Below are 17,829 nucleotides of genomic sequence, written 5' to 3'. Positions count from 1 at the left end.
CTGTGGTGACGGGGCAGGCGGTAGACCTCTTCGGCGAACGGGCTGAGGTCGGCGGGGTGGAGGTCCAGGTGCCGGGCGAGTTCGAGGACGTCCGACAACACCTCGACGCCGGTGAAGCGCTGCCCACTCTGACGGGCGAGGTCGTGCGCCAGGGCGAGGACATCGGACGGTGGGTCACCTCCGTCCGGTACGGGTGGGACCAGCTCACCGGGGTCCAGCAGTGGATGTGCGAGCAGGTCCTCGGCATCGAACCCGCCGACGAGGACGAGAAGCCGAAGCCGCGCACCAGCCAGGCGGACAAGTGGGCGATGCACCTCGCCGCCGCTGAGCAGTTCTTCGCGCGCGAGGGCCACCTGACGGTGCCCCGCAAGCACGTCGAGACCATCACCCTCGGCGGCGACGGCCAGGCGCAGCGGGACGTCCCGCTGAAACTCGGGACGTGGGTCGACAACCAGCGCCGCCGGGCCGCCACGCTGTCCCCGGAGCGGATGGAGCAGCTGTCCAAGGTCGGGATGAGGTGGGCGTGATGGGCGTCGTCGACCGCACCCGGGAAGACAAAGGGAGGTACAGCATGAGCACCGAGCAGTACGACGCGGACGCGTACGGCCAGGAGCTGGCCCGCATCAGCCGGCACCGGCACGCGGCCACCGCAGCGCGGTCCACGGTGTTCCAGGCCCTGGCCGCCCCCGGGATCGCGCCCGAGCAGGCCGACGAGCTTGTATCACAGCGGGAGGCCAAAGCGGTCGCCGGGGCGCACACCTGGGTCTCTGCTTTAGGGCCGTGTTTTGGAATGTGCTGGTCTGTCGGGTGGGTCGTGCGGGAGGTCACGGGTGGCCAACCAGATGATGAGGTCGTTGGCGATGCAATCGATACTCGTTGAGGTGGCGACGTCATGTTTGCGGCGGGTGGGGTCGCGATGCTCGAACGGCGCCGAAGCCTGAAGGGGACCTCTGGCGGGGATGACTAGGAGCGAAACCGGACGGCTCAAGCCGCCTGGGACGCACCGGCCTAAAATCTGCTGGCTCTGCTGCCCAACCGGACGGAGATCCTGTTCACTGCTCAAGAGCTGGCAGTCACAACGGAGTTGTGCTTTCGCCATGGAGATTGGGGAGGAACGGAATGAGTGAAATGCCATCGCTGGGAGGGCCCGTCACGCCCTCACCGGAGCCGCCGTCGAGGCCACCACCTCCCATGAACCCTCCGACTCCCCCTCCCAGCCCCGCGCCGGCTCCCCCGCCGCAGCCAAACCCTGACGCGGCGGGGCCTGGAGGAACGCCCCGCCCCGCCCCGGCACCTCGGAGGCTGGGAGACATTGCGGCACTGATCTCCGCGATTGCGACCGTCTTCGGAGTGCTGCTGGGATTCTTCGGATTGCCGACCCTTGTCAACTCGCCCACGGCCATGCCGCCCGCCCGCCCCACGGTCACGGTCACGGTCACTGCGCCGGCACCGAGCACCGCTCCTTCCCTGCCCCCTTCGACTGCGAGGAGCAGCCCTGCATCGGATGAAAAGCCCTCCGGCCGGGACGTCGTGACGACGGCTTCGTTCGACCTGGCCGAGGGCTACGGCTTCGACCTAGAGGACAACCCGCTGCGCCCGAGCGACCGGTCGGAGCTGGACTTCGAGTTCTACACGACGAGCGGCAGCATTCTCCGTGCACAGCGGGGCGCAAAACTGGTCCAGCTCAAGCGGACGGAGACCGGATCGTACGAGACATGTTCCATGGTCACGCGTTACACGAATGCGCTAGACCCCTACTCATTCTCCAAGGGAGGCCAGCTGTGTGTGATCTCGGCCGATGGACTGATCGCGCTGGTGGACATCACGAGTGCCAACGTTGGACTCGGGATCAACCCAGAGACCCTCTCAATGAAGGTCACCGTGTGGGCGGGGCAGCGTACGTGAGCCAGTAGCCCGCTGACCCGAATAGACCAACACCGTCCCCTGGAGGTGCGGCGGGCTTGGGACCGGGCCGGGGATGGTCGTGGTCCTCGCCGTAGACCCGACCGCGCAGCAGCTCCTCATCCCTGTCCATGCGTCCCAGCGTCTCAGCTGACGCCGACAGCGGAGGCTTGCCCACGCCCTCGGGGGAGGCTTGCCCAGCCCTTCAGGAGGCTTGCCCGGGGCGGAAGCGGGAGCGCCAGCCGCGGGCCTTCTCAGCGGTCGCTGCGGCTTCCGCCTCCAGGCGGTTGCGCTCGGCCTGATCGGCGGCCGCGACGGTGTCGGCCTCGCACGGCTCGCACAGCTTCGGATACCACCGGTTGCCCGGCTCCGGGGACAGCTGGGTGTTCTCCCATCGGTCGTTGTCGAACGTCGTCCCGCAGCCGGCGCAGGCAGGGCGGGCGGCCCCGCGCTCGGCCCTCCTCTGCTCCGCTGCACGGCGCAGCTTCTCCTGGTACTCCGCCTGTTGCGGCTCCACCCGCTCTGCCCGGCGGGCGAGGACGGCGTCCCGGCGGGGGTTGCCGATCGCGTCGCGCAGTGGCTGCATGTGGGTGCGGTCGAGGGGTACGAGGTGGCCGACGGGATCGACGTGGGTCCCGTGGAGGGAGGCGAGGGCGTGCCACATGTCCCCCGGGAGGCTCGGTACGAGCCCGGCGTTGTTCTGCTGGTGTCGTCGCATGACTCCGTCGTACGACCGCCGAGGAGGCGTAGGGCGGCTCCGGGCCTCCGCATGCCGGACGGTGACGCCACGACTTCGGGAGCCGTCCCGCCACGTGATCCGGACGCTGAGCAAGCCCTCCGAGCCGAGGGCTTGCCCAGCAGAAGCCGTGACCGGTCGGCAGGCCGGCTGTAACCGATCCGTCTCCCGCGATCGGTCAACCAGCACGTCAGCGCCGTGACCGGTCCATGCAACTCCCGGCCGAGGCGGTGACCGGTCATCGGTCATCGGTCATCGGTCACCCGTCATCGGTCAGCCGGGCCCTCGCCGGGAAGCCCGGGGTGGCCGTGACCGATGCCGCCTGGCCGGAGCGCCTCCGGCCCGGGTGGGCAAGGCCGTCCCAGGCGGACGTCGGAGGCCGTGGACAGCAGTGTCACTCTGTTCTCGCGCCGCCGACCTCCACCTTGCGGTCGCTGTCGGTCGGCGCGGCCGGCAGGGCCAGCCGGGCGAGGCGGTCGTCTGCGCCTGGGCAGCCGAGGTCGGCGCACACCGCCGAGCACGCCCTCTTCGGGCTGGATGCCTTTGAGAACGCCCTCTTCCCCCGGCAGGCGGCACCCCGGCGGCTCCGACGCGGAAGGCCTCTGACCCCTTACCTCCCGGCACCGGCCACGGCTGCCTCGCCGGAATGCTGGTCCCGTTGCCGGAGGGCCGGACCGGTGGGCCGTCAGCCGGAGGGGATGGTCGCGCTCGCGGAGGTTGCGGACGGGTCGTGGTGGCCGTGCTGTTCGTAGAGGCGGTCGGCGAGGAGGGCATGGGCGAGGGTTCCGCCAGCCCGGACCGAGGCGGTGACGAACGCGGTCTCGGCGAGTTCCTCGGCGGTGACGCCGTGCCTGCGGGCGGCCGCGGTGTGGACGTCGAGGCAGTACGCGCACTGGGTGACGAGGGCCACGGCCACGGAGATCAGCTCGCGGTAACGGCGGGGGACGGCGCCGTCCTCGCGGTCGACCGCGTTCTGGAAGGCGAGCCAGGCCGCGAACTCGGGCGCCGCGGCAGCGCCCACGGAGCGGGCGCGGTGGAGGTCGTCGGGGTGCGCGTACATGGTACTCCTCGGGAAGTCGATGGGGGTGGGACGTCTCCACCTCATCCCGGACCCCTCCCCCGCGTCCAAGACCGGTTCCGCGGGGGCGGTGCCGTTGTCGGTATCGTGGCCGGTCATGGACTTGAGGGCGTTGCGCTGTTTCGTCGCGGTCGCGGAGGAGGGCCACTTCGGCCGCGCCGCCGTGCGACTCCACCTCGCCCAGCCGCCCCTCAGCCGCCGGATCCGCGATCTGGAGGCGGACCTGGGGTGTCGTCTGTTCGACCGGATCCCGACCGGTGCGCGCCTGACGGCGGCAGGAAAGGTCCTGCTCCCGGAGGCCCGCGACCTGCTGGCCCGGGCCGAGCGCGCCCGCGAGCGGGTGCGGGCCGCGGAGTCCGTACGCGAGGTCGTCCTGGGCGCCGTCGCCGGCGCCGGCCTGGACTCCTGCCCCGCGGCGCTCGCGGAACTGCGCGACACCCGTCCCGAACTGCGTCTGAGGCTGCACGAGGCGCCCGTGACCGATCCGACGGGCGGGCTGCGCGAGCGTCGGGCCGACCTGGCACTGACCCGTCTCCCCTTCGACACTTCGGGAATGACTGTACGTCAGCTCGGCGTCGAGCCTCTGGTGGCGGCGCTGCCCGCGGACGACGCACTCGCCGCGCGGTCGCGGCTGCACGTGCGGGAACTCGCGGGGAGGCCGCGCTTCCGGCTGCCGGCCGGGACGGACGCGCGGTGGCGCGCGTACTGGCTCGCCGCTGACGAGGACACTCCCGGCCCGGTGGTGGCGTCCGTCGAGGAATGCCTGCACGCGGTGGTGTGGGACGGGGTATCCGGGATACTTCCGGCCGGCGCCGCGCGCCGGCACGCGCGCCCTGGCCTCGCGTTCGTCCCGGTCGACGGCCATCCGCCGAGCCGCCTGGTGCTGGCCCGCCGCGCGGACGCCCCCGACCCGCTCGTGGACGCGGTGGCCGACGCCCTGGCGGACGCCCACGCTTCGGCGGACCCTCTGGTCGGTGTCCACCCCGTCGTTCCGGTCGCGCACCCGGCGGCCGTCGCCGGTGCCGAAACCTCCCGCCCGGCCTGAGCGAAAAGCCGCACGGCGTCCTCGGACTCCGGCGAGACGGCCTCCGGAGCTTTGTTGAACGGCTCGCGGACGAGGGCCTGGTGGTCTAGGAGGTAGGGACGACCGGCACGCAGTGGTCGCTCGTGGGCGCCATGGTTCGACCCTGCCTAGGGCATCGGCCTCATCAGCCAGGAAGGCAAAGGCCCAGACGTCCAGGCAGAAGCCTGTGCCATCCACGGTGCGGCGCACCATGTGCACGTGCCAGTGCGCACAGTCCGATGATGCGCACACTGTGCGGTGCGGGACATGGTGCGCGCGAGGGTGGAGCCCACCGTCAGCCGGTGCGCACCTCAGTGGACGCCACGCGATGGGCTGGTCCGCCGATCATGGGGGACCGATCGGCGCCAAAGGCGGCTAGATGCCAGGCGGATCTGCCGGCGCTCTACCCTGATGAGCAGTGCCGTCCTGCCGACCCTCCAGCAATACACGGAAGCCGAAGACTCGATCCGCCGGCTCCAAAGCACCCTCGCCGGCATCGCCACCGCCTGACAGCATCCGACTCGCCCGAGCGTCATGATCGCCCGGACGAGACCTAACGGGTTGGTGCGCGAAAGCGGTCGTGGGTGCAGTCGCGAGTGCAACTGAGTGCACCCTTCGCGCGCCCTCCGCTCCGTGACGAGCCATCGGAAAGCCGCGACACGGCCCGGACTGGTCCTGACCGCGGGCACGGCCGGGCTGGTACTGGCCGCGGTCCTGCTGTGAAATGGCCCGCCGGCCGGGCAGTGGCGACAAGTTCCAGGCCCTGGCCGCCCTCGGCCTGCGCTGGGCCACGTGACATCACCCCCGCCGCCAGGTGGAAGCCGGCTACAGGCCACGACACGAGCCATCGGCGCCGCGCCGGCAACGGCCGGCGCCCTGCGGAGCATCCAGAGCGACGCGTGATTCGTGCTTTGCTGAGCGCCTGGTCAGCGCAGATCGTCAGCAGGTTACTGGGAAGCGAGCACCGAGGTTCAGCCCTCTGTGTTGTAGGACCGTCCGCCGCGTCGCCCCGCACGGGTCTGCACCAGCACCGTGCCACCCGGCCGGGCCGCGGTGAAGACGAGCGGGCCGCCCCACGCGACCGAGGTCCGGCACGCGGACCGGGAGGGCCGCTTCCTGCGGCCTGGCTCGGCTGGCTGCTGGCTGGCTGGCTGGCTGCACGAGCTGGCCCCTTCATGAGAACGGCCTCCCCTTGGAGGATGAGGGGAGGCCGTTCTACCGGGCTGTGCGCTGCGGCTGGTTCAGATGACGGCGCTGGATGTGCCGGCGCGACGAGCTCGCCGGGTCCAGGACTTGCTGCTGTCAGTTTTTGCCGTGGTGGTCGGCCTTGTGGTGCCCGTCCGAGCCGCTGGCGTTGATGCAGGTGTTGCCGAAGGCCGGGTTGAGGAGGCCGACGATGTTGACGGTGTTGCCGCAGAGGTTGACCGGGATGTGGATGGGCACCTGGACGACGTTGCCGGACAGGACACCCGGGGAGCCGATGGCAGCGCCCCCTGCCGTGGCGTCGGCGGCGGCCATGCCGGCCCCGCCTGCCAGGACGGCACCAGTGGCGGCGGTAACGGCTACGGCCTTGGCGAAACGGAACATCAAGATCTCCTTGAACTCACTCTGCCGCGGGGAAGTACGGCACGGACGACGTCCCCCACAACGGCCGGAGGCGCCCGCCCGTCACGGACGATGGGCCGAACCGGTGAGCTCGCGAAGCGTCCGCTCAACCTGACCCAGACCGCGACCGCCCGAGCCGTCGGGCCCGCTGACCGGCGCGGCGACACAGGAGCGAGGCCGTGGGCCGCCATCGTGCAGCCATCGGCCCCCGTACCCGAGCCGGCCATCGACAGCGTGAGGGCCGATGCAGCCGAGATCAAGGAGCAGGCACATCATGACCGATCAGCCTCAGGGCGATGAATCCGCACCTACCCCCGAAGAGCTGCGTGAGCAGGTCGAGCACACCCGCGAGGAGCTCGGCCAGACCGTTGAGGCGCTGGCGGCCAAGGCCGACGTGAAGGCCCAGGCCAAGGAGAGGGTGGCCGAGATCAAGGAGCGGGCCGCCGAGAAGACCACGCATGTCGCCGGCCAGCTCCGGGAGAAGGCAGGGCAGGCCGCTCAGTTGGTGAAGGACAAGACTCCCGATCCGGTCCTCGACAAGGCAGCCCACGCCGCGGCCCAGGTACGCGACACCGCGACCCGGGCTGGACACCTCGCCGCCGAGAAGACCCCGGACCCGGTCCGCGAGAAGGCCGCGACGGCCGCGACCGTGGCGCGGGCCAACCGCACCCCGCTGATCGCCGCGGCTGCCGCGCTCGTCGTCTTCCTGCTTCTGCGCCGCAGCCGGAGGCACCGGTGAAGGCCGCCAAGATCGCCTACAAGCCGGTCGGCCTGGCCCTGGGCGCCGCGAGCGGCATGATCGCCGGCGTGGCCTTCAAACAGGCGTGGAAGATGATCGGCCACGACGACGATGCCCCCGACGCCACCGATGAGAACCGCACCTGGCAGGAGGTCCTGTTCGCCGCGGCCCCGCAAGGTGCGATCTTCGCCGTCGTCAAGGCCGCCGTCGACCGGGCAGGAGCCACCACGACCAGGCGCCTGACCGGCACCTGGCCCGGCTGAATCCTCCAACGGCGGTGCCGGCCCAGAGCTCGAGGGCTGGCACCCCAGACCCCGTAGCCCGAAACCATGGAGGAATGTCGTAGCCGCGCACCACCGGCTGCCCGCCATCACAGCCGCCGCTCTCACCACCGCCATGCTGCTCGCCCGCTGGCGGGCAACCCGCGCGGCCCACGACGCACACGGGGCAAGCGCCGCCAGAGCCCCCTGGCGACGCACAGCACCCCCACCGGCCGCCACGGACACCGCTGACGACCGCGTGGCCGACCTGCACACCTCGTTCATGGAGCCCGCCCTACGGGAAACCGACGCCCACCTCGAGCAGTACTGGAACAAGCTCAAGTCCCTCTACCCTCAACGCGACGACGAGCGCCGTCACAGGTAGAACCAGGCACCACACCGCAGCGCGGCATCAAGCGCTCCGGTGACCGCCAGCGCCTCCGCCCTCCTTCTGACTGCACCACGGCTGCCCGCACCTGCGGGATTGCGGTCACAGCCATACAGGCGCCCTGCGCGGGTAGGCGCACCGCGTGAACGAAGAGGCGTTGCCGCGGACGGAAGCCGAGGATCTGCTGACGGGGCTGAGTGTGGATGCCCGGCGGCCGGAGCAGCCCGTGCTGCTGGACTCCGTCGGCGCTCCGATCCGTACCTGGCGGGAGAACTACCCGTACGAGCGCAAGATCCGTCGTGCGGAGTACGAGCGGACCAAGCGGATCCTGCAGATCGAGCTGCTGAAGCTGCAACGCTGGGTCCGGGAGACCGGTGCCCGGCTGGTGGTGATCTGCGAGGGCCGGGACGCGGCAGGCAAGGGCGGCACGATCCAGCGTTTCACCGAGCGGCTCAACGGCCCCAGGGGGGTAAGTCCAGAACCTCACCAGCCACACAACGGGTTCTGAACAGCGGCGATGCGTGGTGAGAGCGCGGAACGCGTCCCCCTCAGCTTCCCCCCGTGTTCCCCCCTCAGCTTCCCCCGCAGGTTCCCCCACAACCGACCGGAACCCACTGGAACGAGGACCCTACGCCGACAGCCGACCGGATGCACCGGCCTGCACCGTCCCAAGCCGACCAGACTGGCGCCCGGCAGAACCAGTCATCGGACGCGCCACCGCCTGTCTCAAAAGGCCGTCACCACGAAGACGCGCCACTCCGAGTCGCCGCGGTGGAAGTTCTCGGCATCGGCCGCCTCCGAGCCGGTGTTGTCAGAAAAGCGGATGGGAATATTCCCTACGCGGTCACGTTGCTGCGGGGGCAGGTTGCCGAGGCTCAGCACCGGCTCGCGGACCCTGCGGAGGGCGGCGACAAGGGGCGGGGCGTTGCTGCTCGCTGTGGACGGCGTTGAGGATGATCAGGCCGCAGGTCAGGGCTGGCACGGCCCACTGGGCGTAGGACAGGTGGCGTTGGGGCGGCCGGGCCAGAACCTCTCGACGGCGGTGGAGAAGACCTGTCGCCGGCACCGCGACTGCCTCCGAGGGCCAGCCGGACCAGAGGCGAGCCCACCGCCGGCCACACCGGAGACCCCGCTCCTGGACCGGATCCGACAGCGTCACGCTGAGGTCAACGAGCTTGCCGCTGCCGGCCTGTCGCTGAACGCCATCGGTCGGCGTCTGCGGTTGGACCGCAAAACGGTCCGGCGCTACCGGAACAAGGACCTGGCAGGGCTTCTCGCTTCGGCTCAGGACCGAGGGCACGGTGTCCTTGAGCCGTTCATGGAGCACGTGCAGACGGGCTGGTCACCGAGGCGCGCGACGACCGGGGCGTGGTCGGAGAAGCCGTTCGTGGGGATGCCGGGGGTGTTCTCGGTGGTGTCCATGCGGGCTTCGTCGATGTCGCAGGAGGAGATGGCCCGGCCCGTGGCCGGCCGGGTGACGAAGATGTGGTCGAACTCGCGCCATACGTGGCCGGTGCCGTTCCAGCCGTGGAGTGTGGCTCCGTCGACGCAGTTCTCGAAGGCGCCCGTCACCTGCGCCATGAGGGAGTTCTCCGCCTCACGGTTGAAGTCACCGCCCAAGGCGGCCCGCCCGAGGCCGTGCTGGGCGGTGAACCCGTCCACGAAGCTCTTGACGTTCGCGATCTGCGGCCCGATCCGTGAATCCTCGGAGCCTGGGATGATGTGTGTGTTGCACACGGCAGTCGACCGGCCCGTCACCGAGACGCACTGCACGGGCAGGGTGCGGTGGTCCGGGGCCGGGGTCACCACGGGCAGTGCGTCCTGGGAGGCGCGCGCGCTGATCGTGCCTTTGATGGCGATCAGATTGCCGAGCCTGCCGCCCTGGAGGACACCACGGCACGGGCTGCCGTAGGCCAAGGAATTCGCGGAGGTGTCGTCCCACCGCCTGACTGGGGCGAAGTCGAAGCTCCAGCCTTGAGGGCCGAGCAGTTCCTTCAGCCGCTTCTGGTGGTATCCCTCCACCTGAGCTGTGCCGTCCACGGTGGCCGGTACGCCGGGCGGTGCGCCGCACACCTCCTGAAGCACGATCGCGTCCGCTCTCTGGTCGCCCATCAGCCGGACGATCTCCAGGACCTTCGCCTCGTTCTCCTGCAGCGTCGCGCGGGAGGGGCAGAAGCCCGCGTCTCCCCTGCTGCCGCCGGCCTCGCCGCAGATGTTCCACGACACCATCGTCATGGAGGTCGGTGCCGGGGTGGCGGCCTGCGCGGCCGGTGTCGTCGTCAGACCGAGCAGTGCCATGCTGCCGGCCAGAAAGGCGGCCGAGATCCGGGGCGGTTTCATCGCGTGTCCAAGGGTCGGGGTGTGCCGGGGGCGGGGCCGGTCGCCGCACTCATGTGAGGTCGCTGGCGATCCAGTTCCAGCTGGTCTGGTTGGCGCTGTCCCAGGCCATGGCCGGGGTGGTGAAGCCGGTGCCGGTGCTGTTGAACTTCCACAGGCCGGTGCGGTTGGTGCCGTCGTCCTGGGTGCCGTAGCCGTAAAGGACACCGACGTCGGTCCTGCCGTCGCCGTCGAAGTCTCCGGCGGTCAGCTTGCTGGTGTCGGAGTTCCAGCTGCCGCTGCCGGACTCCCACTTCCTCGACGGGTTGGAGAAGTCGGAACCGGTGGAGGTGAACGTCCACAGAGCCGACTGGTTACGGCCGTCCTCAGCCTGTCCGTTGTTGTAGAGGACGCCGACGTCGGCCTTGCCGTCACCGTTGAAGTCACCCGCGGTCACCTTCGACCGGTCCCAGTTCCACGAGCCGGTACCAGCCGTGACGTTGTCCCACCTCTTCACCGGGCCGGAGAAGCCCGAGCCGGTGGAGGCGAAGGTCCACAGTGCGGTCTGATTCACACCTTCGCCGGTCTGCCCATTGTTGTAGAGGACACCAACGTCGGCCTTGCCGTCACCATTGAAGTCACCAGTGGTCACCTTCGACCGGTCCCAGTTCCACGAGCCGAAGCCGGACGCGGTGCTGTCCCAGACCTTGACCGGGTTGGCGAAACCAGAGCCGGTACTCAGAAACGTCCACAGCGCGGTCATGTTGGCCCCGCCCGCGTTCTGTCCGTTGTTGTAGAGGACGGCTATGTCGTCCTTGCCGTCGCCGTTGAAGTCACCGGTCGTGCGGGTGGTGGTGGCGCGGTTCGCGATGAGGAAGGAGACCGCGGCGGACAGGGGGCCGGTCTGCCCCGCGTCGTTGACCGCCCGCACGGTGACCGTGTGCGCTCCGTCGGCGAGGGTGGTCGTGTTGAGGGTGAGGGTGTAGGTGGGACCCGAGCCGTTCACGGTGCCGACCGCGGTGCCGTCGACGTAGAACGTCGCCCGGGTCGGGGTACCAACGGCATCGGTCACAGACGCGGTCAAGGTCATCGACCCCGTAGCCACCGCCACCGTTCCGGAGGGGAGTCCAACGATCTTGGACACCGGCGGTACAGGGTCGGGGTACGGGTCCGCGCGGTCCGCGCCCAGGTTCGCGGCGGGACCGCAAACCGGCCATGCCCCCTCGCCCTGGCCCGCGAGGACCTTCTCGGCTATGAGGATCTGCTGCTTCTTCGTGGCGAGGTCTGCCCGAGCGGCGTATGCGGTGCCGCCGAAGGCGGTCCAGGTCGCCTGGGCAAACTGCAGGCCTCCGTAGTGCGGCCCAGCACTGTACGTCCAGTCGCCGCCGGACTCGCATCTTCAGGTGCCTCAAGCGCTTCGTCGCGCGAGAGGTCTACCGCCATCTCACCAGCGGTTTCAGCGACGCGATCCGGCCGTCTCCTACAGCTTGACGATCTATAGAAGCTTCAGAGTCAAGCTAAGGAGCGGGTGCGACCGATATGTTTGAGGACGGTCCGCAGCTGGGCGAGGGTGATCCGGGCGGCCTTGGCCGGGGTGGAGCCTCCACCGATCCCGGAGCGGTCACCTTCGTGGTCGCCTGACACCTGGCGAGTGTCAGGCGACCGGTGATCAGGGAGAAGCCTAAAGGGCCGAGCAACCGGAGGCGGGCGTGGCCGTGCTCATCGGGCTGTAGAACACGGGGTCATTGGAGCCGCCCTTGAGGGGGATGGTGATCTTGTCGTTGGCTTCCCACGGGAATCCGTCGGCATCGAAGGTGAATGTGCCGGTCACCGTCTTCGCCTGCACCGCTCGGGCCACCCAGTTGTACTTGTGAGGCTGGGCCGACAGGGTGACGCTGTTGGTTGTGGTTGTGGAGCTGGTCCACGTGAATTCGTTCGACACACTCAGCGAGGACGTTACCTTCGCGACGACGGACGAGAGCGCGCCGGTCTCGAATCCCGCCGTGACAGTGACGCCAAGAGTGGAATTGAAGCCCTTCGCCGTCGACACCGTGAAGGTGTAGTTGTACGGATTGTCATACGGGTTGTACCACTGCGTTGAGATGCACTTGGTCGGCAGCGGGGCCGCCTCCGATTCGCTCTCCTCCGTCCAGTAACACGACCACGTCTGGGTCTGGCACCTGTCCGCGGCGTACTTCACGGCCACGGCCTTGGCCTGGTCGGCAGGGTTGCTGCCGACGAAGAAGAACATTTGGTTGTCGCCGCTGTGGCAGTTGTAGAGGCCGACCCAGGCGTTGTCATGGTCGCTGCGGTTCAGCAGGTCCATGCATTTGCCGGAGTTGATGTGGCGCATTCTCCAGCCGATGGATGTCGGCTGGATCGCCCACCTCTGGGTGGCCTGCCCTTGGCAGGTCCACTGGCGCAGACCGTCGTCCCCCCACCCGACGTCGATGCACTTGCCCGTCCCCGAGTTCACAATCTGGAACGTGTTGTCCTGGTTGACGTTGAAGCGCCACTTCGCCGTGTTTCTCGTGGCCGGACGTCCTGAGTCGATCGTGACGATTCGGGCTCCGTCGCTGGTGGAGGCGCCCTCCACGTCGATGTTCCTTCCGTTGATGGCGACGAAGCTCAGACAGTCCAGGTTCGAGGAGGTCAATGTGCACGTCGCGGCATGAGCCTGGCCTGCAGGCAGCGGCGACAGGGAAATTGCCAGGGCCAGGAAGACGGCGGCCAGCAGGGTGATCAGGCGAGGTGAAGGCGCTGACGGCACGCCCGAACTCACGGTCATAGTCGGTGCCACGGGGGCTTGTCCCTTTCTTCTCACGCCCCTCCCGCGATCGGCCGAGCGCCGACCGCAGGAGGGGGCGGAAGAAGCATCGGCCCTCATGCCGGGCAGGCGCCTGCGCACAATTACCCGTTCGCTTACCTGCCTTGCGCCTCGGGAGAGCGCTCCCGGATCGAGCTCACCCGGGCGAAGGTGCTGAGAGCCCCCGTGGATGGCCGAGCCCTGACCTGTACTTCGCCCCTGACCAGGGCGCGCCACGTGCCCTGCGTGCTGCAGCGCCTGGCGCTTCGTCAGGGCGCGGATGAAGATTGACGGTCAGCCCATTTGGCTACCTGTGTGCGGGATGTGAAGCCGAGCTTGACGAGGATCCGCTGGACGTGACCGTGAACCGTGCGGGGCGACAGGACCAGAAGGGCAGCGATCTGCTTGTCGGCCAGTCCCTGAGAGACCAACTCGGCAACCTGCCGTTCGCGGGCCGTCAGCGATGCCGCAGGCGCCTCCTGCGGCTGCCTGAGGCTCTTCGGAACACCGATAGCCTGTTCGACAGCCTGATGGGGCATCACAGCCTCGCCCGCCTGCAGCGCGGACAGGAAGCGGTCCTCCCCCAGCTCCCGGCGCAGCCGAGCCTCGCACTCGGTGCGGTGGTGGAGCAGGCACCCCACGCCGGGCAGCGTGCTTCCGATCTGCCGCCACAAACGCTGTGCCGAGCCCAGCAGCTGGGCCCCTTCCAGGGCTCGGCCCTGCAGCGTCCTGGTCCAGGCGAGGACTTCCAGGCATTGGGCGACACCCAGGCGATTGTGGGCGGGCCAGCCAAGGCGCAGGCTCTCCTTGAGCAGATCAGCGGCCTGTTCGTATTCGGCATGCAACAGGTGCAACAGGCCGCTCAGCCACAACGACCAGGAGCAGGACCACCGGGCGTCGTGTCGCTCACACAGTTCAAGGCCTTCACGACTGAGGTCGGCGGCACGCAGGTCGCCGGCCAGACAGCAGGCGAGTCCCAGGAGGAAGAGCGTGGACCAGGTCTCACCGAGCGCGCCCTGTACCCGGTACCGGGAGAGGACGTTCTCGAGCAGCGGTATGGCCGTTGTGAAGTCGTCCTGGAAGAGCGCGGCCAGGGCAGCGAGCTGCTCTGCGTCTGTGCTGGCACGTTCATCGCCCAGGGTTTCGGCGAGAGCACGGCATTGAGCCACTCGTGAGGCGGCGGCATCGTGGTCACCGCGTAGGAGGGCGAGCCAGCCGTCTGACCACACCGCAGATGCCTTGGCACGGTTGGGCTCTGGAGACATGGTGAGGGTTTGCGCAAGCCAGTGACGTTCCTCCTCCAGGCCGCCCGCCCCTAGCCGGTGACACCACAGGGCGGCAGCCATGTCCAGGCCGGGCTCACTTTCACCCGGTTCTTCGAGACAGAAGGACAGGGCAGCGCGCAGATTGGACCGCTCTTCGTCTAGACGCGCCATCCACATGGTCTGCCGTTGGGTGAACCACTCCTGGTCGGCGCGCAGGACTAGCTGCTGGTAGTGGTCGCGGTGGCGGCGGCGCCAGGTGGCAAGCTCGCTGCGTGTCTCCAGGTGTCGGCGGGCGTAAGCACGGACGGTCTCCAGCATGCGGAAGCGCACACCGGCGATACCTTCCTCGCGGATGAGAACCGACTTGTCGACCAGGCCGGCCACCAGGTCAAGTAGCTCGGCAGCACCCACCACGCTGTCGGTGCACACTGCTTCGACAGCGTCGCGATCAGCGCTGCCGGCGAATACGGACAAGCGCGCCCACAGCAGTTGTTCCGCGGGGGTGCAGTGGTCGAAGCTCCAGTCCAATGCAGCGAGCAGCGTCTGGTGGCGGGGCAAGGCGGTCCGACTGCCTCGGGAGAGTAGGTAGAAACGGTCGTCCAGATGCTGCAGGATCTCCTGGCAGGTCATCGTCCGAAGGCGAGCAGCGGCGAGTTCGACGGCCAAGGGGATTCCGTCGAGACGGTGACAGATGAGCGCGGCGGCGTGGGCGTCCGACTCTGTGGGGGCGAACGCGCCGATCGCGGCGGCGCCGCGCTGGGTGAACAGCTCAAGCGCGTCGTTCACCACCGGTGCATCGGCTGGTACGAGGGCATCGGGGTGCGGCGCTCGAAGGGGCGGCACGGTCAGCAGGTGCTCGCCCTCGACCGCGAGGGCCTGTCGGCTGGTGGCGATTACCTGCAGGTCGGGCAGCGCAGCCAGCAGCGTGGCGATCGCTGTTGCGGAGGCCTCCAGCAAGTGCTCGCAGTTGTCGACGACCAACAGCATCCGTCGGCCCTGCAACTGACGGGCCAGAGCGGCCATGATCGGCCGTCCCGTCTCGTGGTCAAGGCCAAGGCTCTCCAGCACGGCGTGTCCGACCAGGTCCGGCTGTTCCACAGCCGCAAGGTCCACCCTCCAGACCCCGAAGGCGTAAGCACGTGCAACCTGGGCAGCAAGGCGCAGAGCCAAGCGCGTCTTCCCGATACCCCCGGCACCGGTCAACGTCAGCAACCTGGTCCGCGACAGCACCGCACGCCCAGCGGCAAGTTCCTCACGACGGCCCACGAAACTCGTCATATCGGCAGGAAGGTTCCCCTGGCATCGCGGACTGGTCCGCATCAACAATTGCTCCTTGCTGCCCCCTAGAGAAACGGCCGGCACAGACGCCGGGCACGACAGGCGAGGCACTAGTGCCGCCGCAAGGTGGCCATTCCAGCATCTGGAGGGCGTTGTAAGTATTCACCCCGACGGGAGAGGGTAGAGAGACGCCTCAACATGCCTGCTGCACGTCCGCATAGTGGACACCGTTGCCGCGATTACGCGTGCGTCCCCTTACTGTCCGCAATGTGACTGCGCAGGCGCAGCCGTATGATGCGCTGGCCCTCGTGGCGTGGATCAGCGAACGGACAGTCTGTGCCGATGAGTACACTCGGCAAGTGCGCGGCCTCCCCGACAAAACCCGCGAGTCCTACCAGGCAGCCGTCACCATCGCGTCCCTGTTCCTCTGGCTCAGACCCCTTTGAAGACACCGCCTAGTGATCATTCCACTGTCAGTAAAAAGATCACTGTGCCCAGGATGAGGAAGATCCCGCCCAGGAGGGCCGCGATGACGAGCGTGCCGGCGACACGGGCAATCAACATGCCCCAAAACTCCGCCCGCCTCCCGTCGGGCGTGTCGGTCCGCCAGTCTGACGGGATGTCGACGCGTCCCTCGGCGATGGCCGGCGCGGCCCTGTGCACGTCTCCCGGGTGGAAGTAATAGATCGTCGGCTCCGCCCCCCAGGTGCCCCGGTCTTTCCCGCCGACCCTGCGGACGCGGACATCCGCACGATAGGCGACACCCGACAGCCAGTCCTTACGTACCGGCCACAGTTTCGCGACCTCGTCACTGCTGAGCCAAGGCTCCTCCTCATGCACTGACTCTGGTGTTCCCGGCTCCGGCGTGTGCGGCATGCCTCCCCCTCGATACAGCAGGCCTCCAGTACACATCCGCTGCCCCGCATGCCGATAGAGCGCCTCAGGCGCGGCGCGGTACGGGATGCGGGGCAGCCAGCCCATCTCGACCGTCAGACACACGCGCGCGACGCCGACACCCCGCCGGAAGGATGAGGACGCGCTGCCGGCCGGCGAAGAGGTCGACCGCTGTCTTCTCACTGACCAAGGGGTAGCTCACACAGGGTGGCCCCGGTGCTCAGTTACCGGAGTACCGGGGCCGAGGACGGTCCGTACTGCCCCAGAGCGCTCTGGGCACCGGCCTGAACCACGCACCCATGTCGGAGCAGACTGGAAACGACCTCAGCGGGCCACAACCGCGCGACATCGTCAGTCAATGATTCAGCTCCCGCCGGGGATCCAGCCCAGCCAGCCGTCGACACACGCGGCCTCCCCCTACCCATCATGGTCACTCCCGCCGATCTCCACGACAGTCACGCGGCCAAGGAAGTTCTCTTCCGCCTCCGGCTCAGGCAACCCGAGATCACGATCGTCTGGGCGGCTCCGCCTACGCGGGCAAGCTCGTGACCTGGGCAAAGAAGTACCTCAACCTGACGATCAAGACCGTCAGCAGACCCAAGGACAGCTCTGGCTTCGTGATCCTGCCCCGCCGCTGGGTGGTGGAACGGACCTGGTCCCGGATGATGCGGGCCCGCCGACACGCACGGGAGTACGAACGGCTCGTCCAGCACTCCGAAACGCTCATCACCTGGGCGGCCATCACCCTCATGACCCGACGGATCACCAAGGCACGCAAGCCCCTCGAGCGGTTCTCACCCCTGCTATGACTTGTGCCTTCGCGCCAGACCCGAGGCGGAAGCTCTCTTCCGGATACGACGTTCGAAGCAAGCGGTCCTCGCCTGGGGCCAGAGAGGGCAGCCCCCGACCCGGCGGCCCGGCGATCTACCAGAAGATCTCTGACTCAGGTCACTAGCCGCGGTCCTCCCAGTCCGGCGCGAAGAAGCGGGCCCCGCTCACGACGGCGTCACCGGCCCTGGTGGCACGTACGTACATGTTGAGCTCCTCCGGACCCGGACCGCCGCCGCAGTGGACCACCCACTCCAGGCCTCGTTCCTCGATGCGCCGGATCACCTCCGCGTCGACCTCGGAGACCGGGCGGCCGATCAGCCCGATGCCGTCCCAGTCGACCTGGGGCCCCGTACGCCCGTCCACGGTGACGGCCGCCAGGGTGGGAGGGCCTTCCGGGGACCAGTAAGTGGGCGGTGACCCCTGCCCCGTCGAACTGCTCCTCCCTCAGGTACCACGGTCCGGCTCCGCGTCCGGCCCACAGGTTCCATCCCCGGCGGATGGCCGGCGCTTCCCAGCCCAGTGCGGCAGACACCTGGTTCACGGTCATCCCGAACCGGAGCGGTCCGACCCCTGCCAGCGGCGTCCAGGCCCAGTGGGGCCGCTCCTGCGGAGGCAGCGGGGGTGTTCCGGGGTTCGGCCTCGCTTCGCGAACGTCGTACCAACCGATC

The 17,829-nt window shown here is 68.9% G+C and carries 15 protein-coding genes and 4 pseudogenes; 8 read left to right on the top strand and 11 right to left on the bottom strand.

All coding sequences use genetic code 11. The features are described from left to right. Positions 1 to 89: 89 nt before the first annotated feature. The 3 genes and pseudogenes from OG594_RS45960 to OG594_RS45950 form a co-directional block, all read left to right on the top strand. Positions 90 to 527 (top strand): annotated as a pseudogene (locus tag OG594_RS45960) (helicase associated domain-containing protein); the annotation flags it as partial. A gap of 44 nt (positions 528 to 571) precedes the next feature. Beyond that, entirely contained in the window at positions 572 to 880 is a 309-nt protein-coding gene (locus OG594_RS45955) for a hypothetical protein (protein ID WP_266608657.1), read from the top strand. 470 nt (positions 881 to 1,350) lie between these two features. After that, positions 1,351 to 1,905, top strand: a complete 555-nt coding sequence (locus tag OG594_RS45950) for a hypothetical protein (protein WP_266608655.1) — start codon at positions 1,351 to 1,353, stop codon at positions 1,903 to 1,905. A gap of 202 nt (positions 1,906 to 2,107) precedes the next feature. Here the strand turns inward: OG594_RS45950 and OG594_RS45945 are convergent, their stop codons facing one another. Next, positions 2,108 to 2,620 (bottom strand): hypothetical protein, encoded by a 513-nt coding sequence (locus OG594_RS45945; protein WP_266608653.1) that lies wholly within the window; start codon positions 2,618 to 2,620, stop codon positions 2,108 to 2,110. A gap of 703 nt (positions 2,621 to 3,323) precedes the next feature. Next, positions 3,324 to 3,698, bottom strand: a complete 375-nt coding sequence (locus OG594_RS45940; protein ID WP_266608651.1) for a carboxymuconolactone decarboxylase family protein — start codon at positions 3,696 to 3,698, stop codon at positions 3,324 to 3,326. A gap of 115 nt (positions 3,699 to 3,813) precedes the next feature. Here OG594_RS45940 and OG594_RS45935 point away from each other — a divergent pair, with 115 nt between their 5' ends. Then, entirely contained in the window at positions 3,814 to 4,761 is a 948-nt protein-coding gene (locus tag OG594_RS45935; RefSeq protein WP_266608649.1) for a LysR family transcriptional regulator, read from the top strand. A 1,320-nt stretch (positions 4,762 to 6,081) separates the two neighbouring features. On the opposite strand, the gene OG594_RS45930 is transcribed toward OG594_RS45935, so the two are convergent. Then, the gene (locus OG594_RS45930) at positions 6,082 to 6,366 is read right to left on the bottom strand and encodes a chaplin (RefSeq protein ID WP_266608648.1); all 285 of its coding nucleotides are present in this window, start codon (positions 6,364 to 6,366) and stop codon (positions 6,082 to 6,084) included. Between the two features lie 292 nt (positions 6,367 to 6,658). Here OG594_RS45930 and OG594_RS45925 point away from each other — a divergent pair, with 292 nt between their 5' ends. The 3 genes and pseudogenes from OG594_RS45925 to OG594_RS45915 form a co-directional block, all read left to right on the top strand. Continuing rightward, entirely contained in the window at positions 6,659 to 7,123 is a 465-nt protein-coding gene (locus OG594_RS45925; RefSeq protein ID WP_266608647.1) for a DUF3618 domain-containing protein, read from the top strand. Beyond that, on the top strand, positions 7,120 to 7,386 hold the full coding sequence (locus tag OG594_RS45920) for a DUF4235 domain-containing protein (RefSeq protein WP_266608646.1): 267 nt from the start codon (positions 7,120 to 7,122) through the stop codon (positions 7,384 to 7,386). The genes OG594_RS45925 and OG594_RS45920 overlap by 4 nt, the downstream gene beginning before the upstream one ends. A gap of 527 nt (positions 7,387 to 7,913) precedes the next feature. Then, positions 7,914 to 8,240, top strand: a pseudogene (locus tag OG594_RS45915) (polyphosphate kinase 2); the annotation flags it as partial. Positions 8,241 to 8,497: 257 nt separating this feature from the next. Here OG594_RS45915 and OG594_RS45910 read toward each other — a convergent pair. The 7 genes and pseudogenes from OG594_RS45910 to OG594_RS45885 all read right to left on the bottom strand — a co-directional run bounded on the left by OG594_RS45910 (position 8,498) and on the right by OG594_RS45885 (position 16,312). Then, positions 8,498 to 8,653, bottom strand: a complete 156-nt coding sequence (locus OG594_RS45910; RefSeq protein WP_266608925.1) for a hypothetical protein — start codon at positions 8,651 to 8,653, stop codon at positions 8,498 to 8,500. 402 nt (positions 8,654 to 9,055) lie between these two features. Beyond that, complete coding sequence (locus OG594_RS45905; RefSeq protein ID WP_266608644.1) at positions 9,056 to 10,111, bottom strand: endonuclease/exonuclease/phosphatase family protein; 1,056 nt, start codon at positions 10,109 to 10,111, stop codon at positions 9,056 to 9,058. Between the two features lie 49 nt (positions 10,112 to 10,160). Further along, entirely contained in the window at positions 10,161 to 11,231 is a 1,071-nt protein-coding gene (locus OG594_RS47325) for an FG-GAP-like repeat-containing protein (protein ID WP_353962640.1), read from the bottom strand. 72 nt (positions 11,232 to 11,303) lie between these two features. Next, positions 11,304 to 11,474: pseudogene (locus OG594_RS47495) on the bottom strand (transglycosylase family protein); the annotation flags it as partial. Positions 11,475 to 11,768: 294 nt separating this feature from the next. After that, positions 11,769 to 12,869 (bottom strand): RICIN domain-containing protein, encoded by a 1,101-nt coding sequence (locus OG594_RS45895; protein WP_266608642.1) that lies wholly within the window; start codon positions 12,867 to 12,869, stop codon positions 11,769 to 11,771. 293 nt (positions 12,870 to 13,162) lie between these two features. After that, on the bottom strand, positions 13,163 to 15,436 hold the full coding sequence (locus tag OG594_RS45890; protein ID WP_266608640.1) for a LuxR C-terminal-related transcriptional regulator: 2,274 nt from the start codon (positions 15,434 to 15,436) through the stop codon (positions 13,163 to 13,165). A 462-nt stretch (positions 15,437 to 15,898) separates the two neighbouring features. Further along, on the bottom strand, positions 15,899 to 16,312 hold the full coding sequence (locus OG594_RS45885) for a hypothetical protein (RefSeq protein ID WP_266608638.1): 414 nt from the start codon (positions 16,310 to 16,312) through the stop codon (positions 15,899 to 15,901). A gap of 414 nt (positions 16,313 to 16,726) precedes the next feature. Between OG594_RS45885 and OG594_RS45880 the strand changes: the two are divergent. After that, positions 16,727 to 17,100, top strand: a pseudogene (locus tag OG594_RS45880) (transposase); the annotation flags it as partial. A gap of 181 nt (positions 17,101 to 17,281) precedes the next feature. Here OG594_RS45880 and OG594_RS45875 read toward each other — a convergent pair. Continuing rightward, on the bottom strand, positions 17,282 to 17,524 hold the full coding sequence (locus tag OG594_RS45875) for a hypothetical protein (RefSeq protein ID WP_266608636.1): 243 nt from the start codon (positions 17,522 to 17,524) through the stop codon (positions 17,282 to 17,284). Positions 17,525 to 17,829: the final 305 nt, after the last annotated feature.

This window comes from Streptomyces sp. NBC_01214, from assembly GCF_026340975.1.
Classification (GTDB): Bacteria; Actinomycetota; Actinomycetes; order Streptomycetales; family Streptomycetaceae; genus Streptomyces.
Note: the sequence above shows the minus strand (reverse complement) of the source record. Positions and strands in the feature narration are given on the sequence as shown.

Bases quoted from the DNA above. Each gene is read 5' to 3' on its own strand.
- OG594_RS45890 (WP_266608640.1), bottom strand. From the start codon at position 15,436: ATGACGAGTTTCGTGGGCCGTCGTGAGGAACTTGCCGCTGGGCGTGCG.
- OG594_RS45930 (WP_266608648.1), bottom strand. From the start codon at position 6,366: ATGTTCCGTTTCGCCAAGGCCGTAGCCGTTACCGCCGCCACTGGTGCC.
- OG594_RS45955 (WP_266608657.1), top strand. From the start codon at position 572: ATGAGCACCGAGCAGTACGACGCGGACGCGTACGGCCAGGAGCTGGCC.
- OG594_RS45885 (WP_266608638.1), bottom strand. From the start codon at position 16,312: ATGCCGCACACGCCGGAGCCGGGAACACCAGAGTCAGTGCATGAGGAG.
- OG594_RS45945 (WP_266608653.1), bottom strand. From the start codon at position 2,620: ATGCGACGACACCAGCAGAACAACGCCGGGCTCGTACCGAGCCTCCCG.
- OG594_RS45935 (WP_266608649.1), top strand. From the start codon at position 3,814: ATGGACTTGAGGGCGTTGCGCTGTTTCGTCGCGGTCGCGGAGGAGGGC.
- OG594_RS45905 (WP_266608644.1), bottom strand. From the start codon at position 10,111: ATGAAACCGCCCCGGATCTCGGCCGCCTTTCTGGCCGGCAGCATGGCA.
- OG594_RS45925 (WP_266608647.1), top strand. From the start codon at position 6,659: ATGACCGATCAGCCTCAGGGCGATGAATCCGCACCTACCCCCGAAGAG.
- OG594_RS45940 (WP_266608651.1), bottom strand. From the start codon at position 3,698: ATGTACGCGCACCCCGACGACCTCCACCGCGCCCGCTCCGTGGGCGCT.